This window comes from Leifsonia sp. Y878, from assembly GCF_057669685.1.
In genome coordinates this window covers 357,167-379,050 of the sequence record NZ_JBYHFS010000003.1, presented here as the reverse complement: position 1 = coordinate 379,050, position 21,884 = coordinate 357,167, and the positions used below count along the sequence as shown (strand labels likewise).

Annotated in this window: 22 protein-coding genes and 1 tRNA gene; 9 read left to right on the top strand and 14 right to left on the bottom strand. The window is 64.3% G+C overall.

Translation table 11 applies throughout. The features are described from left to right. Nucleotides 1-125: 125 nt before the first annotated feature. From AC25Y4_RS12940 to AC25Y4_RS12920, 5 genes are all read right to left on the bottom strand, one after another. Nucleotides 126-794, bottom strand: coding sequence for a TetR family transcriptional regulator (locus tag AC25Y4_RS12940; RefSeq protein ID WP_488120825.1), 669 nt, complete (start codon nucleotides 792-794; stop codon nucleotides 126-128). A gap of 147 nt (nucleotides 795-941) precedes the next feature. Continuing rightward, nucleotides 942-1,361 (bottom strand): organic hydroperoxide resistance protein, encoded by a 420-nt coding sequence (locus AC25Y4_RS12935; RefSeq protein ID WP_488120824.1) that lies wholly within the window; start codon nucleotides 1,359-1,361, stop codon nucleotides 942-944. After that, nucleotides 1,358-1,837, bottom strand: a complete 480-nt coding sequence (locus tag AC25Y4_RS12930) for a MarR family winged helix-turn-helix transcriptional regulator (RefSeq protein ID WP_488120823.1) — start codon at nucleotides 1,835-1,837, stop codon at nucleotides 1,358-1,360. The genes AC25Y4_RS12935 and AC25Y4_RS12930 overlap by 4 nt, the downstream gene beginning before the upstream one ends. A 77-nt stretch (nucleotides 1,838-1,914) precedes the next feature. Further along, nucleotides 1,915-2,952 (bottom strand): DUF2804 domain-containing protein, encoded by a 1,038-nt coding sequence (locus tag AC25Y4_RS12925; protein ID WP_488120822.1) that lies wholly within the window; start codon nucleotides 2,950-2,952, stop codon nucleotides 1,915-1,917. Beyond that, nucleotides 2,949-4,202 carry an MFS transporter gene (locus tag AC25Y4_RS12920; protein WP_488120821.1) on the bottom strand — a complete coding sequence of 418 codons (1,254 nt, stop codon included), beginning with the start codon at nucleotides 4,200-4,202 and terminating at the stop codon, nucleotides 2,949-2,951. Before AC25Y4_RS12920 ends, AC25Y4_RS12925 begins: the two co-directional genes overlap by 4 nt. Nucleotides 4,203-4,403: 201 nt before the next feature. Here AC25Y4_RS12920 and AC25Y4_RS12915 point away from each other — a divergent pair, with 201 nt between their 5' ends. After that, nucleotides 4,404-5,360 carry an NAD(P)/FAD-dependent oxidoreductase gene (locus tag AC25Y4_RS12915; RefSeq protein ID WP_488120820.1) on the top strand — a complete coding sequence of 319 codons (957 nt, stop codon included), beginning with the start codon at nucleotides 4,404-4,406 and terminating at the stop codon, nucleotides 5,358-5,360. 10 nt (nucleotides 5,361-5,370) lie between these two features. Next, nucleotides 5,371-7,920, top strand: a complete 2,550-nt coding sequence (locus tag AC25Y4_RS12910) for an excinuclease ABC subunit UvrA (protein ID WP_488120819.1) — start codon at nucleotides 5,371-5,373, stop codon at nucleotides 7,918-7,920. 137 nt (nucleotides 7,921-8,057) lie between these two features. Here the strand turns inward: AC25Y4_RS12910 and AC25Y4_RS12905 are convergent. The 4 genes from AC25Y4_RS12905 to galU all read right to left on the bottom strand — a co-directional run bounded on the left by AC25Y4_RS12905 (nucleotide 8,058) and on the right by galU (nucleotide 11,215). Beyond that, nucleotides 8,058-8,133: transfer RNA gene (locus tag AC25Y4_RS12905), tRNA-Ala, on the bottom strand. Between the two features lie 281 nt (nucleotides 8,134-8,414). Then, nucleotides 8,415-9,407, bottom strand: a complete 993-nt coding sequence (locus AC25Y4_RS12900) for a hypothetical protein (RefSeq protein ID WP_488120818.1) — start codon at nucleotides 9,405-9,407, stop codon at nucleotides 8,415-8,417. Nucleotides 9,408-9,489: 82 nt separating this feature from the next. After that, complete coding sequence (locus AC25Y4_RS12895) at nucleotides 9,490-10,149, bottom strand: GNAT family N-acetyltransferase (protein WP_488120817.1); 660 nt, start codon at nucleotides 10,147-10,149, stop codon at nucleotides 9,490-9,492. Nucleotides 10,150-10,291: 142 nt separating this feature from the next. Continuing rightward, nucleotides 10,292-11,215: a UTP--glucose-1-phosphate uridylyltransferase GalU gene (galU, locus tag AC25Y4_RS12890; RefSeq protein WP_488120816.1), complete on the bottom strand. Its 924-nt coding sequence runs from the start codon at nucleotides 11,213-11,215 to the stop codon at nucleotides 10,292-10,294. Between the two features lie 51 nt (nucleotides 11,216-11,266). Here galU and AC25Y4_RS12885 point away from each other — a divergent pair, with 51 nt between their 5' ends. The 4 genes from AC25Y4_RS12885 (at nucleotide 11,267) to AC25Y4_RS12870 (ending at nucleotide 13,473) form a co-directional block, all read left to right on the top strand. Beyond that, on the top strand, nucleotides 11,267-11,845 hold the full coding sequence (locus AC25Y4_RS12885) for a 5-formyltetrahydrofolate cyclo-ligase (RefSeq protein ID WP_488120815.1): 579 nt from the start codon (nucleotides 11,267-11,269) through the stop codon (nucleotides 11,843-11,845). Between the two features lie 46 nt (nucleotides 11,846-11,891). After that, nucleotides 11,892-12,263 carry an FmdB family zinc ribbon protein gene (locus AC25Y4_RS12880; protein WP_488120814.1) on the top strand — a complete coding sequence of 124 codons (372 nt, stop codon included), beginning with the start codon at nucleotides 11,892-11,894 and terminating at the stop codon, nucleotides 12,261-12,263. A gap of 118 nt (nucleotides 12,264-12,381) precedes the next feature. Next, nucleotides 12,382-12,810 (top strand): large conductance mechanosensitive channel protein MscL, encoded by a 429-nt coding sequence (mscL, locus tag AC25Y4_RS12875; protein WP_488120813.1) that lies wholly within the window; start codon nucleotides 12,382-12,384, stop codon nucleotides 12,808-12,810. A gap of 15 nt (nucleotides 12,811-12,825) precedes the next feature. Continuing rightward, the gene (locus tag AC25Y4_RS12870; protein ID WP_488120812.1) at nucleotides 12,826-13,473 is read left to right on the top strand and encodes a phosphoribosyltransferase; all 648 of its coding nucleotides are present in this window, start codon (nucleotides 12,826-12,828) and stop codon (nucleotides 13,471-13,473) included. Between the two features lie 36 nt (nucleotides 13,474-13,509). Here the strand turns inward: AC25Y4_RS12870 and AC25Y4_RS12865 are convergent, their stop codons facing one another. The 3 genes from AC25Y4_RS12865 to AC25Y4_RS12855 all read right to left on the bottom strand — a co-directional run bounded on the left by AC25Y4_RS12865 (nucleotide 13,510) and on the right by AC25Y4_RS12855 (nucleotide 18,615). Beyond that, nucleotides 13,510-13,722: a hypothetical protein gene (locus AC25Y4_RS12865; protein WP_488120811.1), complete on the bottom strand. Its 213-nt coding sequence runs from the start codon at nucleotides 13,720-13,722 to the stop codon at nucleotides 13,510-13,512. A gap of 67 nt (nucleotides 13,723-13,789) precedes the next feature. Continuing rightward, entirely contained in the window at nucleotides 13,790-17,530 is a 3,741-nt protein-coding gene (locus AC25Y4_RS12860) for a DUF4011 domain-containing protein (protein ID WP_488120810.1), read from the bottom strand. A gap of 68 nt (nucleotides 17,531-17,598) precedes the next feature. Continuing rightward, complete coding sequence (locus tag AC25Y4_RS12855) at nucleotides 17,599-18,615, bottom strand: magnesium and cobalt transport protein CorA (RefSeq protein WP_488120809.1); 1,017 nt, start codon at nucleotides 18,613-18,615, stop codon at nucleotides 17,599-17,601. An 88-nt stretch (nucleotides 18,616-18,703) separates the two neighbouring features. Here AC25Y4_RS12855 and AC25Y4_RS12850 point away from each other — a divergent pair, with 88 nt between their 5' ends. Together AC25Y4_RS12850 and AC25Y4_RS12845 are read left to right on the top strand one after the other, a co-directional pair. Next, entirely contained in the window at nucleotides 18,704-19,666 is a 963-nt protein-coding gene (locus tag AC25Y4_RS12850) for an endonuclease/exonuclease/phosphatase family protein (protein ID WP_488120808.1), read from the top strand. A 56-nt stretch (nucleotides 19,667-19,722) separates the two neighbouring features. Further along, the gene (locus AC25Y4_RS12845; RefSeq protein ID WP_488120807.1) at nucleotides 19,723-20,178 is read left to right on the top strand and encodes a GNAT family acetyltransferase; all 456 of its coding nucleotides are present in this window, start codon (nucleotides 19,723-19,725) and stop codon (nucleotides 20,176-20,178) included. 14 nt (nucleotides 20,179-20,192) lie between these two features. On the opposite strand, the gene AC25Y4_RS12840 is transcribed toward AC25Y4_RS12845, so the two are convergent. Then, a complete protein-coding gene (locus tag AC25Y4_RS12840) occupies nucleotides 20,193-20,864 on the bottom strand; it encodes an SIMPL domain-containing protein (RefSeq protein ID WP_488120806.1) in 672 nt (223 codons plus the stop codon). Nucleotides 20,865-20,981: 117 nt separating this feature from the next. On the opposite strand from AC25Y4_RS12840, the gene AC25Y4_RS12835 reads away from it, so the two are divergent. Next, complete coding sequence (locus tag AC25Y4_RS12835) at nucleotides 20,982-21,458, top strand: PGPGW domain-containing protein (protein WP_488120805.1); 477 nt, start codon at nucleotides 20,982-20,984, stop codon at nucleotides 21,456-21,458. Between the two features lie 4 nt (nucleotides 21,459-21,462). Here AC25Y4_RS12835 and AC25Y4_RS12830 read toward each other — a convergent pair whose 3' ends face one another. Then, complete coding sequence (locus AC25Y4_RS12830) at nucleotides 21,463-21,876, bottom strand: PPOX class F420-dependent oxidoreductase (RefSeq protein WP_488120804.1); 414 nt, start codon at nucleotides 21,874-21,876, stop codon at nucleotides 21,463-21,465. Nucleotides 21,877-21,884: the final 8 nt, after the last annotated feature.

The following is a 21,884-nucleotide window of genomic DNA, read 5'->3' as shown; positions in this document are numbered from 1 at the left end:
GTCTAGCGGCGTGGCTGCGTCCAGCAAACCGAGAATCCCCCGATTCACGTTCGCCGAGAAGCCGAACCGCCGCTTAGTACGATCGTACAGTAAAGTGCCCGACGGTAAAACTCGTCGTCTACCCTTTAGCGCTGGGTATCGAGGCGCGGAAAATACTGCGCAGGGCGAGGGCCGATATTCGCGCTCAACCGCCGCTGGACATCCGCTACGCCAACGACGGTGAGTGACCGGAGCAACATCTCGTCGATCCGTTCCAGCAGGTCAGCGCACTCGGTCAGCCGACCGGAGATTTCCTGCACCCCGTTGAAATATGCAACCAGATGGTACGCCTCGCGCTTCGAATCGAGGTCGGCGCGCACGTCGCCCATGGCGATGGCGTCGTCAAGCATCGCCGAGATTTGGGCAATCCAGCTGACGTATGGAGTTGGCAGCTGGACGTTGATCTGGTCGTGCTCGCGCACCAGCCGCACAGCTGCCCGCACCCGAACATCGTCGCGATAGGCGCTGGCATCCTCGCGGATGGAGGCGATGATCGCATCAATCCCCCGAAGGGGCGTGGCCCCCGACTCGTCGGTGACGGGCTCGTGTGCGAAGACCGCCCGGATCAGTGCACCTGCAATGTCGGACTTTGCGCGGAAATGATACTGAACCAGTCCTTTTCCCACATCCGCTTTGTCGGCGATTGTGCCGATCGAGGCACCGGCATAGCCATGCTCCGCAAACTCAACGGCAGCGGCCGCCAGGATACGCTCGCGCGTGTCTGCGGCCCGAGTGGCCTGATCAATCATCGCCATGCTTCCCTCTATCCGAAACTTAATTTTCGCATAGTGTGCCACCCATATGGGTGACGTTTGAGGCATAACATGCTCGTTGTGCTGGCGTGCGACCGGCCTGAGTACTTACGCGATCGGCCTGTGTACTTACGCGACTGGCCTGTGTACTTAGTCGTCGGAGACGACGATGTCCACGACGATGTTTCCGCGGGTCGCGTTGGAATACGGGCACACCTCATGTGCACGGCTGGCCAGCGACTGCGCGATGTCGGCTGGCACGTCGGGGAGGACGACCTCAAGAGTCACGGCCAGACCGAAGCCACCTTCGATAGCACCGATGTGCACCTGGGCGCCGACACTGGAGCCCTCAACGCTGACCTTGTGCTCACGGGCTGCCATCTGCAGGGCGCTGTGGAAGCAGGCCGCGTAGCCGGCGGCGAAGAGCTGCTCTGGGTTGGCGCCATTGCCGGTTCCACCCATGGCCGCTGGAATGGCAAGCGCGAGGTCAATGCGGTTGTCCGTCGTTGCGACGTGGCCGTTTCGGCCGCCTCCGGTAGCGAGGGCTTCTGCGGTGTAGAGCGTGTTCATAGGGATTCCTTTGTGTCTGGTGTGTCTGATGCTCGTTCTGAAGGAGCGTTGTTGATGGTGCAGATCTTGTTGAGGATGCGCCGAAGCTCTGCAGCTTCGGCCTGCTCCAGCCCGAGCTGGGTGCCCAGCTCCAGGGGAACGCGCAGGGCACGCGCCCTGAGGTCGCGACCGTCACTCGTCAGCGTGACCATGACCATCCGCTCATCGGTCGCACTGCGCTGGCGCGTTACCCGTCCGGCTGCCTCGAGTCGCTTGAGCAACGGCGACAGCGTTCCGCTGTCGAGCCCGAGGCGAGAACCGAGCCAGGAGATGGTCACGTCGTCCTGCTCCCAGAGCGCGAGCATCACGAGGTACTGCGGGTAGGTGAGACCCAGCGGGTCCAGCACCTCGCGGTACGCCGACGTCACGACTTTGTCCCCCGAGTACAGCGCAAAACACAGCTGATCGTCGAGGGCGAGCGGGTTCTCAACTGACATGCGATAAAGCTAACAGGCAATTAGATTGTGCACAACTTAATTGCGAACATGCGAACGGATGCCGTGCCACGACCGCATCACCAGCGGTTGTACACGTCCTCCGCCCAGCCGACGATCTCCTCGACGAGTACCCGTTTTCCAGCGTCGTCGATGAGCCAGCCACAGTAGTGCCCGAAGCACTGGTGGGTCTTCGACCCGATGACCACGAAATTCATGCTCGCGAAGCGGTCGTAGAACGGGGTGAAGGTGAGCTCGACCCGAGCGGAGGTGATGCGCCATGGCGCCAGCCAGTCGTTGGAATTGAACTCCCACATCAACAGCTCTGCGACCTTGTGCACCCGGCCGTCCACGGTGAATGCATTTTGCGACGGGCCATGCGGCCGAGTGCCGCCACCACCCAGCTGCAACCCGATCCGCTTTCCGGCTGTCATGCCGGCGCCCGCTCCCCAGTTCCAGTGCGTGCCGTATGGCGAGCGTGCACGGGCATGGTCGAGCACCGCCCAGGATGCGCCGGCCGGCACGGCGATCTCCTCACCATCAACCCAGAGGGAGCCGTACGTTGGCCGATCGACGTCCTTCACGGTGTATTGGGCGAGCCGCGCGCTGAACGGCGAACTCGTGGCCGGCGCTTCATGCCCGTCGGGGATCGTCGCGACCACGTCGAGCCGCACCCTGGCGGACTCTGCGCGCAAACGCGTGCCGCCGTCGACCTCGTCGATGTCGATGGACAGCCCCTTTCCCCTGGCACGAGAAGACCCGGCGCCGAGGGTGCCAGGCAGGCTCACGTTTCGACTGAACGGACCGATGACAGCGGTGTCGATCGGAACCAGCGTCTCGCGGTCGAGCACCCACAGCTGATGCAGGGAGGCGAAGTCCAGTCCGGCGATGGTCACCGCGATGATGTGGGTCGGAGTGGTGATGCCCCAGTACTCCCAGCGCTTGTTGCGGCCCCAGCCATAGAGGCCACGCCCGAGGGAGTCGGTGTCGTGCAGCTGATGGCGGGTCCAGCCGACGGCCGCCGGGTTCTGCCGACCGTTGGGGAGCAGGAAGGTGACGGGCGCCGTGATCTCACGCTCGTCGGACGCGTTCGCCACCCGAGCGGTGCCGCTGGTCATCGGACGCTCTTGATCGGGAGGATGGCGATCGCCCCGAGAATGGCGAACACGATGCCGGCCACGAAGATCGACGCGTACCCCCCGCTGATGCTGATGAGCAGCCAGGCAACGAGCGGGGTGAGGGCCTGCGGCAGTGTGGTCGCAACGTTCAGGATGCCGAGGTCTTTCGCGGCATCATCCGTTTCGTCTGGGAGTACCTCTGTCATCAGCGCGAGGTCGACGCTGAGGTACACGCCGTAGCCGATGCCGAAGACGAAGGCGAGGGCGAACATGCCGGCGACGGTGGGCGTGACGAGCGGAATGACGAGTGCCGCGCCCATGATGAGCGACGACGCGATGACGAACACCTTGCGGCGGCCAGTGCGATCGGAGATGCGACCCGAAATGTACGTGCTGAGCAGGGCAGCCACGAGTTGGGTGACCGTGAGGAGGCCTGCAAGGCCGGCCGCCTCCACGAGCGGCAACCCGATGTAGTCGGTCAGCACGTACAGCAGGTAGGTCTGTACACCCTGGTAGGCGAGGATCATGAGGAAGCGGGCGCCGAATGCCCAGGCGAAATCGGGGTGCTTGCGGGGGTTCACCCAGAAGCCTCCGAGGAAGCTTTTCCAGGAGAACGGTGGCACAACGAGGCCGACGGAAGACGTGTCCCTATTAAAGAGGACATACGCGACAGCAACCAGGAAGATTCCGGCGGCAAATGCGGCGTACCCGACGCCAATGTTCTCGACGAAAATCCCTGCTCCGACAACGCCGATCCCCATGCCGGCGATCGTTCCCATCGCGATGACGGCCGAGGCCACCCCGCGACGTTCCCGCGGAAAATGATCGGCGACCACAGCGGGCACCGCCGTGCCCAGCGCGTTGAGCGCAAGCATGAGCAGCACCCAGACCACCGTGATCCACAGCAGCGTGTTCATGGCCACCAGCAGCATCATGAAGAGCGCCGCACCACCGGCCCCGGCCAGGATCCACGGCGCACGCCGCCCCAACCGGCTGCGGGTGCGGTCTGACCACGCACCGACCAGCGGGTGGATGATCACCGCAGCAATAGCGGATGCCGTCATCACGAGAGCAAGATTGCCCACCTTGTCGGCTTCGTCGACCAGGGCAACCTGGTTCGGCACGAAGATCGTCATGAATGACGCGTAGCAGGCGAGCAGCATCGCGTTGATCGAGAACAGCGAAACCAGTAGTTTCCGCTGCGGGGCGCGGGTCACGGCACTCGGGGCCGTTGGCAGTGTCTGAGTCACTAGGGTCCTCCTCATTGAGGTAGGCCAACCCTATTGGATGGCGACCGCCAGAGCGCGGAAGTGAGAGCGGGAAAAAGCTCCGTCGGGTCCAGCGCGCGAGGCGCGAACCGCGGGTATCCTCACGGGCATCACCCCATCCGCTTGCACGCGAGCGGATTCGGGGCATCCGAGTATGCACAGCATCCTTCGTGAGGGCACGTGATGGCATCCGACTTGTTCGACGTTGCGGTGGTGGGCGGCGGTCCAGCGGGGCTGAGCGCTGCGCTCTCACTGACGCGGGCCCGCCGCCGCGTGGTCGTGTTTGACGCAGGCGACCCGAGAAACGGCGTGGCACAGCATATGCATGGCGTCCTCGGTCATGACGGGCTGCCGCCGGCTCGCCTGCTCGAGCTCGGTCGGAGCGAGGTCAGAGGATACGGCGGCGTCGTCGTCGATGGGCGCGTCACGGCGGCTCGTGCCGACGATAGCCGTATCGAGGTCGCTGGTCCGTCAGGAGTTGTCACAGCACGGCGACTGATCGTGGCCACGGGGCTCCGTGACGGGCTGCCCGACATTGCCGGCCTGCGCGAGCAGTGGGGTCGTGGCGTCGTGGTGTGCCCGTACTGCGATGGGTGGGAACATCGCCACCACATCATCGGCGTCATTGCCGCAGGACCGCACGGGCTCGAGCAGGCTCAGCAACTGCGCCAATGGTCCGACCAGGTCGTTTACTTTCCGAATGATCTCGACGAGCTCTCACCAGACGCGCGCCGGTCACTTGAACGGCGCGGTATTCAGATCGAGCACGGTCGGGTGCACGCCGTGCGGTCGAGCGCTGGCATCCTCACAGCGATTGAGCTGCCCGACAGATCCGTACCGGTGGACACGATCTTCACCCAGACCACGCTCCACCCCCGCGACACGTTGCTGCGTGACTTAGGCGCGCGAACGCTGGAGCGTGATGCTGGCGACTCGTGGGTGAGAGTCGACGCCGATGGCCGCACCAGCGTCACGCATGTGTGGGCCGTTGGCAACGTGATCGATCGTCGCTCCAATGTGTCCGTGTCTCTCGGCGCTGGCTCGCTTATCGCCGGTGCCGTCAACGCCGATCTGACCGCTGATGACATCCGCTCTGGGGAGAACACCTACTACTCGAGAACCCACAGGAATCGCGAATAGAGGAGCCCTCATGTCCGCACCTTCCACACCTCTGCAACCGGCCACACCCTCAGCTATCGCCGTGCGCGGGGCGCGAGTCCACAACCTGAAGAACATCGACGTTGACGTGCCCCTGAACGAGCTCGTGGCGATCGCAGGGGTGTCAGGGTCGGGGAAATCCTCCCTCGCGCTCGGCGTGTTGTACGCGGAAGGGTCACGCCGGTACATGGAGGCTCTCTCCACGTATACGAGGCGTCGCCTCACTCAGGCGAGCCGTGCCGCAGTCGATTCCGTGGAGCATGTGCCTGCCGCACTCGCGCTCAGGCAGCGGCCAGGGATCTCAGGGGTGCGATCCACGTTCGGCACCTCGACCGAGCTGCTGAACAGTCTGCGGCTCATCTATTCCAGGCTTGGACACCACGAATGCCCGAACGGGCACCGGATGGAACCGACGATGGACGTCGCACTGGATCTCCCGCTGACGTGCCCGGTGTGTGGGGCGGTGTTCGGACCGCCAAGCGCGGAATCGTTCGCGTTCAACAGCGAGGGTGCCTGCCCCCGCTGTCAGGGGACCGGGGTTGTCAGGGAGGTCAACCCCGACTCGCTCGTCCCTGACGAGACGATCAGCATCGACCAGGGCGCCGTCGCGCCGTGGGGGATGTTCGGACTCGCCGCGAACCCGCAGGTCGCAGCCGCCATGGGGGTGCGCACCGACGTGCCTTTCGCCGAGCTGACCGACCACGAACGCGACATCGTCTTCCACGGCCCCTCCGAACAGCATCAGATCCTCTACCCGGCGAAGAATGGCAAATTGTTCGAGCTCAAAATGACCTACCGAAACGCCACTCAGGCCGTCGAGGAGGCCCTCAAGAAAGCCGACACCGAGAAAGGCCTGAACCGGATCGAACGCTTCCTCAGCATCCAGACCTGCCCCGTCTGCCACGGCAGCCGCCTCTCCGCCCGTGCCCGCTCAACCCAGGTGGAAGGCATCGACCTGGCCGAAGCCACCGGCAAGACCCTTGAGGAGATCACCGCCTGGGTGCAGACCATCCCGGCCACAATGCCAGCCGCGATGGTGACGATGGCCGAGAATATCGTGGCGCACATGGTCGAGACCGCCCAGATGCTCGTGAAACTCGGGCTCGGCTACCTCGCCCTTGACCGGGCATCCTCCACCCTCTCGACCGGGGAGCGGCAGCGGGTGCAGCTCTCCCGTGCGGTGCGCAACCGCACCACCGGCGTCCTCTACGTCCTCGACGAACCCTCCATCGGACTGCACCCCTCCAATATCGACGGCCTGCTGGGAGTGGTGCGCAACCTGCTGATCGACGGGAACTCCGTCGTCATCGTCGACCACGACGTCCAGGTCTTGAGGGAATCGGACTGGCTGATCGAGATCGGCCCTGGCTCCGGAACCGAAGGCGGCCAGATCATCGCCTCCAGCACGCTGCCCGACCTCATGCACAACCCCGACTCGAAGATCGCCGGGTTCATCGACCGCAGCCAGAACACCATCGTTCGTCACCCAGCATCCGCGGCGGACATGTTCACCGACGGTCGCATCCACCTGTCCACCTCGCCCCTGCACACCGTCCACGCTCTCGATCTGGACATCCCCAAGGGCCGACTGATCGCCGTCACGGGAGTCTCCGGATCCGGAAAAACAACACTGGTGCTTGAGAGCCTCGTGCCCGCCCTCCAGGCCCGCGCGAAAGGCGAACGGCTCCCCGCCCACGTCACACAGCTGGATACGGGCGGGTTGCAACGGGTCAGCGTCGTGGACGCGTCCCCCATCGGGATCAACGTACGCTCCACCGTCGCGACCTACAGCGGCGTCCTTGACGACCTGCGACGCGTGTACGCCGCCACCCCAGACGCGAAACGCCTCGGCCTCAGAGCCGCAGACTTCTCCTACAACACCGGCAGCCTCCGATGCCCACAATGCGACGGCACCGGACAGATCTCCCTTGACGTGCAATTCCTCCCAGACGTCGACATCGTCTGCCCCGAATGCGAGGGAACTCGCTACTCCCCCGCCGCCGACCAGGTGCGCCGCCACCCACGCCACGCCGCCGCTGACCACGACGCCGACGATCGGGGCCTCTCACTCCCCGAGCTTCTCGCGATGACCATCGAACAAGCGCTCAGCCACGTCATAGACCTGAAGAAGGTCCACGCGCGGTTGCAATTGCTGTCCGACCTTGGCCTGTCCTACCTCACCCTTGCCGAGGCCACCCCAGCGCTCTCCGGTGGTGAGGCGCAACGGTTGAAGCTCTCCACCGACCTCGACAGGGATCAGCACGAAACGCTGTTCGTCTTCGACGAACCCTCCATCGGACTCCACCCCCTCGACGTGCAAGTCCTGTTGCACGTGCTGCAACGTCTGCTCGACAACGGAGCAACGGTCATCGTCATCGAGCATGACCTCGACGTAATCGCCAACGCCGACTACCTCATCGACCTCGGCCCAGGCGGCGGCACCGCCGGCGGCCGCATCGTCGGCACGGGCACTGTCGCACAGATCGCGGCGGACCCGTCCAGCATCACCGGTCGCTACCTGCCCACGTCGCTGGAGAAGTGAGCGCGGTGGTGGAGCTGTGAGCGCGTTGGTGGAGCTAAGGGGACCCCGTCGTTCGGGCTCCGCCCTCACTCCTCCTCGAATCGCTGAGGTCATTAAAAACAGTAAGGACCGACCCTTCGGGCCGGTCCTTACTGTTTTGGTGGAGCTAAGGGGATTCGAACCCCTGACCTTCTCATTGCGAACGAGACGCGCTACCAACTGCGCCATAGCCCCAAACTGCACTTGAAGATTATCACGGCCAGACGACTGTTCTGCGCCAATCAGTCGCCCGCGCCTTGCGAAAACAGCAGAATGCGGGAGCGCGGTGTCAGCGCGGTGTCAGCGCGGCGTCAACTCGGCGTTAGCTCTCGACCGGCAATGCCCCACCACACCGCTGACAGACGCCCAACGAGACATCGTCAACGTAGAAACCACAGTCTGGACAGACGTTCGCCAGCCAGCACGCTGGGTCCCCGCCTGTCTCAGACCCGGCGGGTGTGCGATCTTTGTCCGGGCTATCCGGCACGGCGACGGCGGAGTACCGCGTCGAGGTCGGTCATGCCTGGAGTTGTCTCGCCGATGATGCCCATCGACGCAAAGCGACTGTTCGACGCTGTCTCTGGCTCTCGAACCTGCGACGCCATAGCGGATGCCGCCGGGCGCGCAACGGGGCGCGTGATCGGCGTAGCTTCCTGCGAGGTCTTCGCGGCAACGATCTGCGCGGCCCGCAGGGCGATCTCGGCCTCTGCGGCCGCCGCCTTCAACTGCGCGGCAGCATCGACGGATGCCATCGCCGTCTGCGCGATCGACCCACGAGAGAGGTACAGGGGGCGAGGGAGCGACCGCGGGGTCCACGTTGCGGGCGCAGCTTCGACCTCTGGCTCGAGGTGCACAGGTTCGAAGTCCGGCATCTGCATTCCGCGCCTGCGCTGGACGGGGGCAGCGGTGGCCACCGTGTTCGCGGCGCGAATAGAGCGTCCAGCCTTGGCGAGCCGCGACAAGAGACCCAGCGACGCGCCTGCCGTGACGCCACCAGCGATCAGCAGCACCCACGTTCCGGCGATGGCAGGTCCGATGCCGGCTGCGACCGTCAGCACCCCGGCCAGCAGCACGAGGGAGGTCAGCGACCGCGCGCGTCGGAGGCGGTGCAACGTTGAGGGAGAGGCAGAGACGGCTGGCTGGAGCGACGCAGTCGCAGCGAGTACCGCCGCGCGCCTAGCCGCTCGTGCGGCATCCGCTGCGTATTTGGCGTCTGCCCTGGCATCACTTTCAGCCTGGGCAAGAAGTTTCTGTTGCGCTGACACGGTTCGAGCCGATGCTTCCACACGCACCTGCGCTGGGACCTCGGCTGTTTCAGCCAAAATGCGCATGGTCTGCTGCAATCGCACGGCGTTGCGTTCGGTGGCCAAATACTGCCGACGCCTCGCCCACGTCGGCATGAGGTACGCAACCCAGAGCACAGCAGCAATCGCCACCATGACTCCCCCACCCAGTGCCTCACCGCTCATGCTCCCTACGGTATGAGTCGCCGGGTACTATGCGCCACATTCCCGAGGGTGTGTCTGGAGGAAATGTGCAGACTGTCAGGACTTATTTCTTCGGCACGTACAACGGATGCGCTGCAGCGGCCAGGTCGGCAGGGGTGATGGCGGCCGCGTCCGGCGGCACAGTTCCGTCGTGCCAGCGCGAGAGCACGCCAGATTTCACCTCTTCGGCCACGAGGGCGAAGCAGAAGTGGTCGCGCCATTCGCCATTGATGTGGATGTAGCGACGGCGGAGGCCCTCGTAGCGGAAACCGAGCTTCTCGACGATGCGAAGCGACGGGGCGTTCTCTGGCCGGATGCAGATCTCCATCCGATGCAGGCCCAACTGGAAGAAGCAGTAGTCGGTGGCCAGCGCGACGACGGTGGGGGTGATGCCCTTCCCGGCGAAGCGTTCACTCACCCAGTAGCCGATGGTCGCCGATGACAGCGATCCCCAGGTGATTGATGACACGTTGAGCTGGCCGGCGAGTTCGCCCCTCGACTCAATGATGAACGGCAGGCCGTTGCCAGCGCGCGAGTGCGACAGCAGGCCACGGATACTGGCACGTGTGTCGAACGACATTGGGGCGTAGGGGCTGGTTGCTTCCCACTTTCGCAACCAGCCCCGGTTCTCCATGAGTTCTTGCTCAAGGAGTTTCGCGTCCTTAATCTTCACGGCACGCAGGGTGATATCCCCCTCGTGCAGCGTAGGAATCGCGAATGGCACGCTTTACCCGTCTTGTTGGGGGCATCCGTCCCTTGGTGGGGACATCTGCCCGGTTCTGATGTGGGCGACCGCCCGTTTTGTGTGTGCGCGGTCGCCCGGTGGTGGCCGATGTGCCGATATCGACAAATCTAGCCGAGCATCCTTAGTCGAGCAGGCTTGATTCCACGGGGCCATCCTCGAGCCCGGCTGCGAACTCGCGCAGCCACGGGCGCAGGTCTGGACCGAGGTCCGCACGGTCAACCGCAAGCTGCACGATGGCCTTGATGTAGTCGAGACGGTCTCCGGTGTCGTAGCGACGGCCGCGGAAGATCACGCCGTACACGCCACCGGTCTGCTCGGGGCTGACGGCCATCGCCTGGAGGGCGTCCGTCAGCTGGATTTCGTTTCCCTTGCCAGGCGCGGTGTTCTCGAGGATCTCAAAGACCTCCGGACGCAGCACGTACCGACCGATGATCGCGAGGTTCGACGGAGCGTCTTCAACCGCGGGCTTCTCAACCAGGCCGGTCACGCGAACGACGTCGGGGTCGTCAGTGGCCTCAACGGCAGCTGCACCGTAAAGCGAGATCTGGGAGGGGTCAACCTCCATCAGCGCGATGATGGTTGCGCTTCGCTTCTCCTGCTCATCGAGCATGCGCCCGAGGAGGGGATCACGCGGATCAATGATGTCGTCACCAAGCAGTACCGCGAACGGCTCATCGCCGACGTGCATCTTGGCGCGCAGGATCGCGTGTCCAAGACCACGGGGATCGCCCTGTCGCACGTAGTGCATGTCAGCCAGGTCGGTTGACGCGTTCACCTTTGCGAGGCGGCTTGAATCACCCTTCGCTTCGAGCAACGCTTCAAGCTCCGGCAGACGGTCGAAGTGATTCTCCAGGGAGTTCTTGTTACGCCCCGTGATCATCAACACATCGTGCAGGCCTGCGGCAACTGCTTCTTCGACCACGTACTGAATCGCGGGCTTGTCAACAACGGGCAACATTTCTTTCGGCATGGCCTTTGTGGCGGGCAGGAATCGTGTTCCTAGTCCCGCGGCGGGAATGACTGCTTTTGTAATCCGATTTACCATGCAGCACAGGCTATCGGCTTCCATTCGGATTCCACATCTAGAATGAAACACATGGTCTCTGACATCGGTCACCGAAAAAGGGCGCTTCGCGCGGAATTACGGGAGCGCCGCCAGAACCTCACCTCGGTTCAGAAAGATGCCGCTACCGCAGGGTTTACCGAGAATTTACAAAGTCTTGTTATTGACCTGTCAGCCCGTTCGATCTCGTGCTACCTGTCGGCTCGCAATGAACCGAACACGCGCCCGTTCCTGAACTGGGCAGAGGCAGAAGGCATCAGAATCCTCTTCCCAATCACTCGCGACGATGGTCTGCTCGACTGGACAGTTGGCGAAGAGCAGGAAGAAATCGAGGGTATCGCCGGCACGCCGGAAGCCGTCGGTGAACTGCTCGGACCGATCGCGATCAACGACGTCGACCTCATCATCGTGCCGGCCGCGGCCGTCGATGCCGCAGGTATGCGCATGGGCTGGGGCCGCGGCTACTACGACAAGACCCTGGGCTCCATGGAACGCTGCCCCCCGGTCTATGCGGTCGTGTACGACAACGAAGTCCTCGATGAGGTTCCTCGAGAAGTTCACGATCAGCCCGTCAACGGGGCGATCACCCCTACGAGAATCATCTCGTTCTAATTCTTCGACGTGCATACGCACGTCATTACCCACGGCCGGAGATTCAGTGCCCACCTATTCATACCGTTGCACCGAGTGCGACACCGCGTTCGACATCCACCAGGCATTCACTGACGACTCGCTCACCCAGTGCCCCACCTGCGCCGGCAAGCTGCGCAAGGTGTTCTCGTCCATCGGCGTGACCTTCAATGGCTCTGGTTTTTACCGCAACGACTCGCGTGACACCAAGTCGTCGAGTTCAGCGCCCGTCGCAGCCAAGGGCAGTAGCGCCCCCGCCGCGACTCCAGCCAAGGAGAGCAAGCCGACGGTCAGCGCCGGTAGCTCCAGCTCCAGCTCCACGTCCAGCTCTAGCTCCACGTCCAGCTCAAACAGCTCCAGCTCTTCGGGCTCCAGCTCACGGGCAGCAGCCGCATCCTGAGGTCATCTGCCGCATCGCCGGGTGCGGAGCAGAGTCGGTTCGTCATAGGCTGGATTCACCACTGCGAATGCCAGCACCCGCTGTCATGAGCTCGCCGGCGACCAAAGGAGACACTTCCGTGATTCAGGGTTTCAAAGACTTCATCATGCGTGGCAATGTGATTGAGCTTGCTGTCGCAGTCGTCATTGGCGCTGCATTCACCGCGGTTGTGAACGCCATTGTGACGGGATTCTTCAACCCGCTGATCGCATCGTTCTTCGACGCTGACAGCCTCGCGAACTCCATGGTCGTGCCGCTAGGCAAGGCCGAGATCTCGTTCGGACTCGTTCTGTCGGCCATCATCAACTTCCTTCTCGTTGCGGCAGTCGTGTACTTCGTCTTCGTGATGCCGCTCAACAAGCTGAAGGAAGCACAGGAGCGCCGCCGCAAGGCTGGCCTCCATGCCGAAGCCGCGGCAGCCGCACCGACCACCGAACTCGACCTCCTCACCGAGATCCGCGACCTGCTCAAGGCCAGCAACACCAGCGAGACCAAAATCACCCTGTAGAAATGCGTCAGCCTCATGAGGGCTTTTTCGAATAGAACGGATGCCGGGCAACGGTTGGCCCCGTTGCTCGAATACCTGCGCGACGCAGACCCCGTCGTGATGGCCATTCCCCGCGGCGGGGTCCCTGTCGCCTACGAGGTCGCTCGGTTCCTGGATGCACCGCTCGACCTCGTGATCGTGCGGAAGCTGGGGTATCCCCCGCAACCTGAAGTCGCCGTCGGCGCAATCGGCGAGGGCGGCGTTCGCGTCATGAACTCCGGATTCGGCACGGGCTGGATCACCCATCACCAGCTGCAGGGCGTCGAGTCACGCGAACGCGCAGAACTCGATGCCCGCGTCAAGCGGTGGCGCATGCAAGACCGCGTCAATCCGTCCGGCCGAACGGTGATCGTGGTGGACGATGGCGTGGCAACAGGATCGACGGCCGAGGCAGCATGCCGCGTCATGCATGAACTCGGGGCCGAGCGCGTCGTCCTGGCGGTACCCGTCTGCCCCCAGAGCGCACTTGACCGGATTCCCTCTGCTGACGACCTCGTCAGCCTGCATACTCCTGCGTCGTTCTTCGCCGTCGGCGAGTACTACTACGACTTTCGGCAGACGGAGGATGACGAGGTGACAGCCATCCTGGAGCTGGCGCGGCATCCGCATGACCCCGCTGGTTGAGGAAGGCCGGTCACGGCCGCCTCGAAACCTCGCGAGCTACCAGTGCGGTGGACGATCCTGACGCAGTCGGTCGTCGTTCTCCCCGCGTGACGCACCGCCGACAGAACCGACGGATGCGACACCGCCCTCTTCCCGAGGAACCGGAACGTCAGGACTCGGGTCTGTACCCGGTGCAGGGGTGAGTTTCGCGCGCCGTGAACGTCCTGGCTGCCGGACGACTTCCTGGCGCGGTGTTGCACTCTCACTCATGGAACAAGGCTACGCGCCCTTGACCTGCGTTTCGAACTCAAGGGCTTTCAAACGCGGGCTTTCAAACTCAGGGGCTTTCAAACGCAGTGGCTGCAGGCTTGACGCCGGCCAGCGCTGCCACACGAGCGGCGACGGCATCCGGGTTGCTGAAGAGTTCGAAGCTATGCACGCGCAGGTAGTGCCAGCCGAGACGGCGCAGCACCTCCGGGCGCAGCCGCAGCGACTCGCGGAGGCTTGCGCGACCGACGACGACATCCGTTTCAACGACAACGGCGCGACCGGCGTATGAGGCAGCGAGTGCAAGCTTGCCGCGGTGACCGAGCGAGACCGTGAGACCCATGCGCTGCAGGCGGGTGGCCAGGTCGACGAGCATGGCTTCGCTGGCGTCGGGAACAGACACCTCGGTGCCGCGCGCTTCCGTCTGCGTGAGCAGCTGCGAGAGCGCGAGGATGCCGTGGCGCTGGCGGTCGTCGTCGATGTCGGCAGGGCGGAAGCACGACACGATATCCATCGCGCGGCGTGCCCGAGTCATGCCGATGGCCAGCAGGCGGTCACCGCCCGGCTCGCCGAGGGAGCCGAAGTTCGACAGCAGGCGTCCGTGCGGGGTGCGGCCGTAACCGATGGAGAAGATGACGCGGTCGCGGCTCTGGGCAACGGCCTGCTCAAGCGTGAGCACGGTGAAGGGTTCTGCCCTGTCCTTCAGTATGAAGTCGGAGAGATCCGTGCGCTTGGCGAAGGCGGCGAGCACGGCCTGGTTCACGCGAACGGCGTGCCTGGTGCTCGCGGTAATGACCATGAGGGACTCGCGAGGACGCTTGACCGCGTGGTCGATGACGAGGTCGACAACCTTCGCGACCTCGGCGTCGACGCTCTCGACCGCGCCGGTGTCGGCATCCGGCATGCCGTGCCCACCCTCGACGTAATTGAGGGTGAGGCTGCCGTGCCCGAGGAAGCTTCCGGCCCATGGCAGTGAGTCGATGCGGCCGCCGTAGAAGCGGTGGTTCACGATCTCAGTCAGGTCTTCGCCGCCAGCGCGGTAGCTGCGGGTGAGGGTGAGCGTCGGCAGCAGTTCGCCGAGCCTGGCGAGCGCAGAGTCGGCGTGCAGCGCATCGACGCTGGACTCAGCCGTCTGGGTGTCATCCGCATTCTCGCTGATGCTGGTCTGGAATACCGACGGGGTCTGCGTGACAGGATCCCCGAGCGCAACGACCTGCTTGGCACGACGGATTGCGCCAACGTTCTCGGCGAGGGTTGTCGCTCCAGCGTCGACGAGCAGCACGGTGTCGAAGACGATCTTGTCGGTCAGCGTCGCGACCTCGTACGGCGAGACCAGCCAGACGGGCGCAAGCACCCGGCCGAGGTGCGGTGCGACCTCGTGCAGTTTGGTCGGGCTCAAGCGGTCGGAGCGAAGGAGCCTGCGCAGCTGCTCTGCTTCCTCTGGCCAGTCGACGATGCCGATCTTCCAGGTTTCGGCGAGCAACCAGGCCAGCAGTGAACCGGCAGAGGAGGCGTGTGCCTCGTCGACCAGTTTGAAGTCGGCTTCCAGGCGATCGAGCACCTGGGTGTTGGCGTTGAGGAGTGCCTTGTCAGAACTGAGCATGGTCTCGAGCACCGACTGCCACCAGGCGAGTTCGAGCTCGGCGGAGACATCCTGCTCTGAGACGTGGCGCTCGGACAGGTCGGTCATGAGTGGGTCGAGGTTGTGCTCACGCAGCGTGGCCAGCAGCGCGGTGCGCTCGTGCAGGTTCGCGAGTACTTCGCTTTCTGCGGCGAGCCCCGAGATCATGTGGATGAGTTCCTTGACCGGTCGGTTCGCGAGCTGTCGCGTCGTGCCGGCGGTGCCGAGCGGCACGTCGAGCGTTCCGAGGTCGGCGGCAACGCGCTGGTAGGCGACGTGCACATCCGCGATGCCGACAGGCACCTCTGGAATAGCGCCGGCGACCACGTAGCGCTGCCACAGGGTGCGCTGCTGCTGGATGCGTCGCAGGCTCTCGTTCATGTCGCTGACGTGCACACCAGGGCGCAGGTACTCATCGGCGAGCTTCCGCAGGCGGCGGCGGCTGGTCGCCGTCATCTCCGACGATTCCCTGCGCGACGATGTTGCCGCGATCAGCTCGGCGAGCGACCGGTCGTACACGGCCGGCTGGAACCGGTCGAGGGTCTCACGGATGTCGAGCAGCAGCCTCAGGTAGATGCCGAGTTCTGTGATGGTTTCGAACGGGCGCAGCTTGGTCTGGCCGACCAGCCCGAATGCGCGCTCCAGCAAACGGGGCAGCTCGATCTGGTTGACCCGCTTGGCAAGCTGGTGAGCGGATGCCGCTTCAGCCGTCGACGTGAATGACGCTCCGTACCAAGGAGAGTCGGCGGGTCCGTAGCGGAACTCGCCGAGGGCCGCAGCCTTGATCAGCGTCTGGGCTGCTCCGGTGCGGTCGTTCGCGAGGCGTTCAAGGGCGGCGCGGTCGAGCCTGGCCGTGGTTGCTGGCGGGTTCGGCAGTTGCGCGAGGCGCGTGAGTTCGCCGAGCGCGTCGAGCACCGACACACCGAGAGCAGGGTCGCGGCGGGTGAGCGCGTAGCGGTAGTCGAGCAGCACCTTGCGCAAGCGAACGAGAGCGTCGTCGACGTCGCTGACCTTGGGCTGGGTGGCCTTCTCGTTGCGGGTGATCGACTGGATGAGGTCGCGGCGAAGCGTTCGCGGGGTGACCGCAACGCCGGGGAGTCCGATCTGGGTCAGCCGGTGGGCGATGCCGTCGAGGCTGGAGCGGCGGGCGCTCACCACGAGCACGCGCTTGTGCTGCGACATGAGCGAACCGATCGCGTTGACGACGGTCTGGGTGCCACCGGTGCCCGGCAGCGTCTTCACGACGAGCGAGTTGCCTGCGGCGATCTGCGCGACAACGTTCTCCTGCTCTGCGTCGGCGTCGAGGAGGAGGGTGTCGGTGGCTGGGGGCCTGGCGTCCTGGCCGATCGGCACCACAGGGTTGTATGCGGCTTCGATCGCGCGCTTCGCTGCCGGGTTCCCTGCGATGGCGTCGAGAAGGGGGTGGTCGAAGTTGCTGGCGTCTTCGGCAAGCACGCGTCCGACATCCGCAAAGGACGACACGACGAGGCGCGGCACCACGTTGAACCACGGCAGGTGCGAGGTGAGCCCGCGGAGGCGGTCGATGACGGGCTGAGGCTTGAACGCGCCATTGGTGATGGCGAGCGCGACGAATGCGTCGGCATCCAGGGTGATCTTGAACTGGTCGTGCAGGGCGTGCGCCAGCTCAGGGTTCAGGAACGGCTGGCCCTTGAGCTTCAACTCGAAGTCACGACCATAGCGACGGATGGCGACGGGCCGCAGCAGCACTGGAGCGGTGAACTCTTCGTCGCCGTGGCGCCACTCTGCCAGGCCGATGGCCAGGTGCACGGACTCGATGCCGCGCATGGATCGCAGCTCGATGCCCTTTTGCGTGATCTCACCTGCGGCGAGGCGGGCGTTGCGCAGTGCCAGCTCATCGCGGATCAGGTTGGAGAGCAACGTCGACTTGCCCGTGATGAACTGCGGCAGCCCACCGGGGTGGCTGGCGCTCAGTTCGATGCGGGTGCGTGGATTGTCACTGAAGTGCAGCAGCGGTGATTCACCGCCGACCCTGGCGAGGTCGTCCCGCCAGCGTTGCCACGAAGGCTCGGCAATGTTTCCGGCGACCAGCGTCGGATCTCCCAGACTGACGGCGTGCGGAGACGTCATGTTCTGTGCGCCGGGCGCTGACGCGTCCGCGTACTCCGACTGCACGTCGTCGTCACTTAGTTTTTTATCGAGGCGCCACACACCGCAACCCTAAGTCGGAGACACGCCTTTTTGGCTTAGGCTGCCCCGAGTTTCGCGGCTTCGGAGGCCTAAAGCCAGTTTCTTTTCTTGAAAACCCGGTAAAGCGCGAAACCCATGGCGAGCATGAGGGCGATGGCGAACGGATAGCCGTACTCCCAGTCGAGTTCTGGCATGTTTCTGAAGTTCATGCCGTAGATCGTTCCGACCAGGGTCGGCGCGAAGAGGATGGCCGCCCAGCTGGAGATCTTCTTGACCTCTTCACTCTGGGCAAGGCTCGTCTCCGTCAACCTGCGCATCTCGTCGTTCTGTCGCTGGGCGACCACCGTGCTGTTCGCGGTGAGTGCGTTCTGCAGCACCTGGCGCTGGCCGTCGCCCTGTTCCGTCACTCGAATGGTGTGGTCGAGAACATCGAGGAGAAGGCGCCGCAGGTCAACGGCGACGTTGTACTTCTCGAACCCCTTCACCAGCGATTCCAGGATCGGGGCCAGGGGTTTCGTCGCCCGCTGAAACTCGATGACTTCGCGGGAGAGCGCATAAATACGCCGCGACACCTCTGGGTTGCCGTCGAAGAGCTGGTCTTCGATCTCGTCGATGTCGTTCTCGAGACCGGCCACAACGGGGCCGTATTCATCAACGACCTGGTCCAGAATCGCGTACAACACGGCCTCAGGGCCGAGCGCGAGCAGCTCTGGTTCTGCTTCCAGCCGCTTCCTGACCGTTGCAAGGTCCGGCGATTCTGCGTGTCGGATGGTCACGACGAAATCGGGCCCGACGAAGATGTGGAGTTCCCCGAACTCGACGCGCTCGTCCACGTCGATGTACCGGGCAGGGCGGAGCACGAGAAACAGGATGTCGTCATATTTCTCCAGCTTCGCCCGCTGATGACCGCGCAACGCGTCATCGACGGCGAGGTAGTGCAGCCCGAACTCAGTGGCCACTGAGCGCACTTCGGCTTCGGTCGGGCGGTACAGGCCGATCCACGCGACGCCTTTGTGCGCCTTCATGCTGTCGAAGCTGTCGTCAAGCGTCGCCGGAGTGTCCACTCGTCGGCCATCCACGTAGATGGCGTTGTCGATCAGTGCCACTGGTCCTCCTCGGTCGCGTCAAGTGTGTCATTGAAAGTGCATGCCATGCCTTCGGGACTTGCACAGGCCAGGCCAGCAAGATGAAAGCATGTACAGAGCAGCACCCGGAAGCGAAAAGGCTCCGTCGCCCCGGCGCGCGAGCAGGCGATGGTTGGCCAGGAGCGTCGCTGTCGCTGCCGTTGTGCTTGCCATCACCATAGCTTTCGGCGCGTTCATTCCCGGCTCAATCGGCACCGGATTCGCCACCGTATTGCCGTGGCTTGGGTTGCTCGTGCCTGTGCTGTTCTTCGCCGCGCTGCTGAGCCGCAGGCGTCGTGCGTGGATGGTCGTTGCCGTGCCGCTGATGGTGTGGGCCGTGGCGTTCGTGCCCAGCCTGGTTCCGCTCGGTTGGCTGGCGCCCGCTGCAGCGTCCGAGAACACCCTGACTGTCGCGAGCCAGAACGTTCAGGCTGGATCAGGCACTGCGGCCACGTCGGCCACGACGTTGGTCGAACAGGGTGCCGACATCATCGCCCTTGAAGAGCTCGACGCCGACGCGCGGGATGCGGCTGCCGCTGCGCTCGCGGACAGCCATCCATACAGCTATACCGTTGGCACAGTTGGCCTGTGGAGCACCTTCCCCATCGTCAACGAGCAGCCTCTCACCTTGGGGCTTGGTTGGAAGCGCGCGCTTGCCGCCGACATCGACACTCCGCAGGGACTCGTGAGTGTCTACGTCATCCACGCTGCATCATTCAGGCCTGGCGAGCACACCGATCGAGACACCATGCTGCGGGAGCTCGCCGCCATGGTGCCGAATGACGAGAACGATCGCCTGGTTGTGCTCGGCGACTTCAATGCCACCTCCTCAGATCGGGCTCTCGCGCCGCTCAGGGCCGTACTGGACGAGCCGAACCAGTCGAATGCATCGCTCGGCTTCTCCTGGCCGGCGTCGTTCCCGCTCGGCCGGATCGACCACATCTTCCAGCGCGGCCTAGAAGCCACGTCGCTGCGTACGGTCGAGTCTGGCTCGAGCGATCACCTTGCTGTTCTGGCCACCTTCAACCTGTAGCGGGCCGCTCCCTCGTCGCGTTCTCCGCACCCCGGCACAACTGCAAAGATATGCGGATGCTGATTCGCACCTTCCACCCCGCCGACACCGACGCCGTCATCGAGTTGTGGGAGGCCAGCGGGCTCACCCGCCCGTGGAATGACCCGCGAGCAGACATTGCGCGCAAGCTGACCGTGCAGCCAGAGCTGTTCCTCGTTGGCGTGAACAACGATGAAGACCACACCGACGATGAAGACTACGCAGGCGGCGAACAAGTGATCGCCAGCGTGATGGCGGGATACGACGGGCACCGCGGCTGGGTGAACTACCTCGCGGTCTCCCCGTCAGAGCAGGGAAAGGGCCACGGCCGCGCGCTCATGGCAGAGGTCGAGCGGCTCCTGGAGGCGAACGGCTGCCCCAAGCTCAACCTGCAGGTGCGGGCGGACAATGCGCAGGCATCCGCTTTCTATGAGGCGTTGGGCTACAGAGCGGATGCCGTGCTCTCGTTCGGCAAGCGCCTCATCACCGACTGACCACGGTTTCCCCCTCAGGTTGCGATGAAGCGTGCGTCGACCACGACGCTGACCTCGATATCCTCTGGTTTCAGCACCAGCTCGGTATCGCCTGCGCCGCCCACCGCTCGCATCATCATGGCGTCCTGAATGTACGGTGCCGCCCCAGACCCCTGGTCGCCGAGCATGCCAGGATCGGCGAGCGCGATGGCCTTGACCTGGCCGAGCCCGATGCTCTGCGCGTACACACTGGCCTTGTCGACGGCGTCTTTCACCGCTCGGGAGCGCACTTCGGCTGTGACGGTGGTCATGCGGGCCTGGGTCAGTGACCACTCAATGTGCCCCACCGTCACAGAGTCACTCGCGGCCATCGCCTCGATCCACCGGGTGAGGGCGGAGAAGTCGCTGAAACGCACGCTGAAGTTGATCGCCGCGTGGATGACGGGGGCGAGTTGCTTGCCCTCGTTGTTCCACGGTTTGGTGCTCCACACCGCGAGGGTGTCAGATGACCACCAGGTGACGGGTCCGTTCTGGGCGTTGTGCAGCGCAGTGATGCTTGAGCGCACGATGTCAGCTGCGCGTGTTGTTCCGTCGAACACAGATTGGCGGTCTGCACCGTCGAGTCCGACGCGCAACTGCACGGTGGCGCGTTCCGGCTGGTGCCAGGTCGAGAATCGTCCCTGCACAGTGATCACGGTTTCCTGCATGGCTCTCCCATCGCGCGCGTTGCGACTGTCGACAGTCCGGCGGTCGTGTCGACAGTCTGGCATGACGAGGCGTCAGATAGTCAGGCGCCGCCCAGTCATGGTGGCTACCATGACCGCATGCAGCCAGACGAGCGTTTGATCATCCAGATGGAGAGCGGCACAGAAGCCAGTTCAGGTTCTGACGCTGGTGCCACGTCAGAATCCACCCGCGCTCATCCGGCGGCGCGGGCGTTCAGCAGCGTACGTGGCAGCATCGGGCGTCACCCAACGGCGAACAGGGTCTACCGCACAACGGTGGGCGTTGCCGGCACAGGGACGGTTCTGCTGGGAGTCGCACTGATTCCGCTGCCCGGCCCTGGATCCCTGATCGCCCTGGGCGGGTTGGCTTTGCTTGGCACCGAGTTCACGGGTCCCAAGAAGGTGAGCACGACCATGAACAAGGCGGCCAAGGCTGCGCTCAAGCGCACCAAGGATCGTCGCGCTGCGAAAGCGGCAACGGCTGCACAGGCAAACATGGCCGCTCGGGTCGCCGATGCAGAGGCCGCAGCGGCTGCCTCACATTCTGCAGCAGTCCCCGCTCAGCCCACGGGCTGACGTTTCAGACTGCCGGCGGCACCGTGATGCGGACGACAACGCTCGTCTTCTCTGCGCCGCGCAGCTTTCCTGCTGCACGAATCGCCTTGTAGCGCAGGCCGTACTTCGCGTTCAGCGCGGTCTCGATGACCGCGCGAGTCGCCGGGTCGGTGAGGATCTCTGCCGTCGCCGGCGTCACCGCTGCATCATCGGCGACGCGCCCACGCATGTCGCACGGGGTGAGCTCGACCCTGGAGCCGTTGCGGATCCGCTTGACCTTGCCTGACGCACCATCCGTCGTGACGAGCAGGTGACCATCGCCACCATCGACGATCCACACCGGCGTGGACACGGCGTCGCCGCTCTTCCGAAACGTCGTCAACAGCACATACGGTTCGACCGCGATTTCGGCGGGGGTCAGGGTGTTGCGTTCGAGCACGGTGGTCT

Excerpts from the sequence above, each read along its gene's own strand:
- AC25Y4_RS12940 (WP_488120825.1), bottom strand. The coding sequence starts at position 794 with ATGGCGATGATTGATCAGGCCACTCGGGCCGCAGACACGCGCGAGCGT.
- AC25Y4_RS12935 (WP_488120824.1), bottom strand. The coding sequence starts at position 1,361 with ATGAACACGCTCTACACCGCAGAAGCCCTCGCTACCGGAGGCGGCCGA.
- AC25Y4_RS12930 (WP_488120823.1), bottom strand. The coding sequence starts at position 1,837 with ATGTCAGTTGAGAACCCGCTCGCCCTCGACGATCAGCTGTGTTTTGCG.
- AC25Y4_RS12925 (WP_488120822.1), bottom strand. The coding sequence starts at position 2,952 with ATGACCAGCGGCACCGCTCGGGTGGCGAACGCGTCCGACGAGCGTGAG.
- AC25Y4_RS12915 (WP_488120820.1), top strand. The coding sequence starts at position 4,404 with ATGGCATCCGACTTGTTCGACGTTGCGGTGGTGGGCGGCGGTCCAGCG.
- AC25Y4_RS12910 (WP_488120819.1), top strand. The coding sequence starts at position 5,371 with ATGTCCGCACCTTCCACACCTCTGCAACCGGCCACACCCTCAGCTATC.
- AC25Y4_RS12900 (WP_488120818.1), bottom strand. The coding sequence starts at position 9,407 with ATGAGCGGTGAGGCACTGGGTGGGGGAGTCATGGTGGCGATTGCTGCT.
- galU (WP_488120816.1), bottom strand. The coding sequence starts at position 11,215 with ATGGTAAATCGGATTACAAAAGCAGTCATTCCCGCCGCGGGACTAGGA.
- AC25Y4_RS12885 (WP_488120815.1), top strand. The coding sequence starts at position 11,267 with ATGGTCTCTGACATCGGTCACCGAAAAAGGGCGCTTCGCGCGGAATTA.
- AC25Y4_RS12870 (WP_488120812.1), top strand. The coding sequence starts at position 12,826 with ATGAGGGCTTTTTCGAATAGAACGGATGCCGGGCAACGGTTGGCCCCG.
- AC25Y4_RS12865 (WP_488120811.1), bottom strand. The coding sequence starts at position 13,722 with ATGAGTGAGAGTGCAACACCGCGCCAGGAAGTCGTCCGGCAGCCAGGA.
- AC25Y4_RS12850 (WP_488120808.1), top strand. The coding sequence starts at position 18,704 with ATGTACAGAGCAGCACCCGGAAGCGAAAAGGCTCCGTCGCCCCGGCGC.
- AC25Y4_RS12845 (WP_488120807.1), top strand. The coding sequence starts at position 19,723 with ATGCTGATTCGCACCTTCCACCCCGCCGACACCGACGCCGTCATCGAG.
- AC25Y4_RS12840 (WP_488120806.1), bottom strand. The coding sequence starts at position 20,864 with ATGCAGGAAACCGTGATCACTGTGCAGGGACGATTCTCGACCTGGCAC.
- AC25Y4_RS12835 (WP_488120805.1), top strand. The coding sequence starts at position 20,982 with ATGCAGCCAGACGAGCGTTTGATCATCCAGATGGAGAGCGGCACAGAA.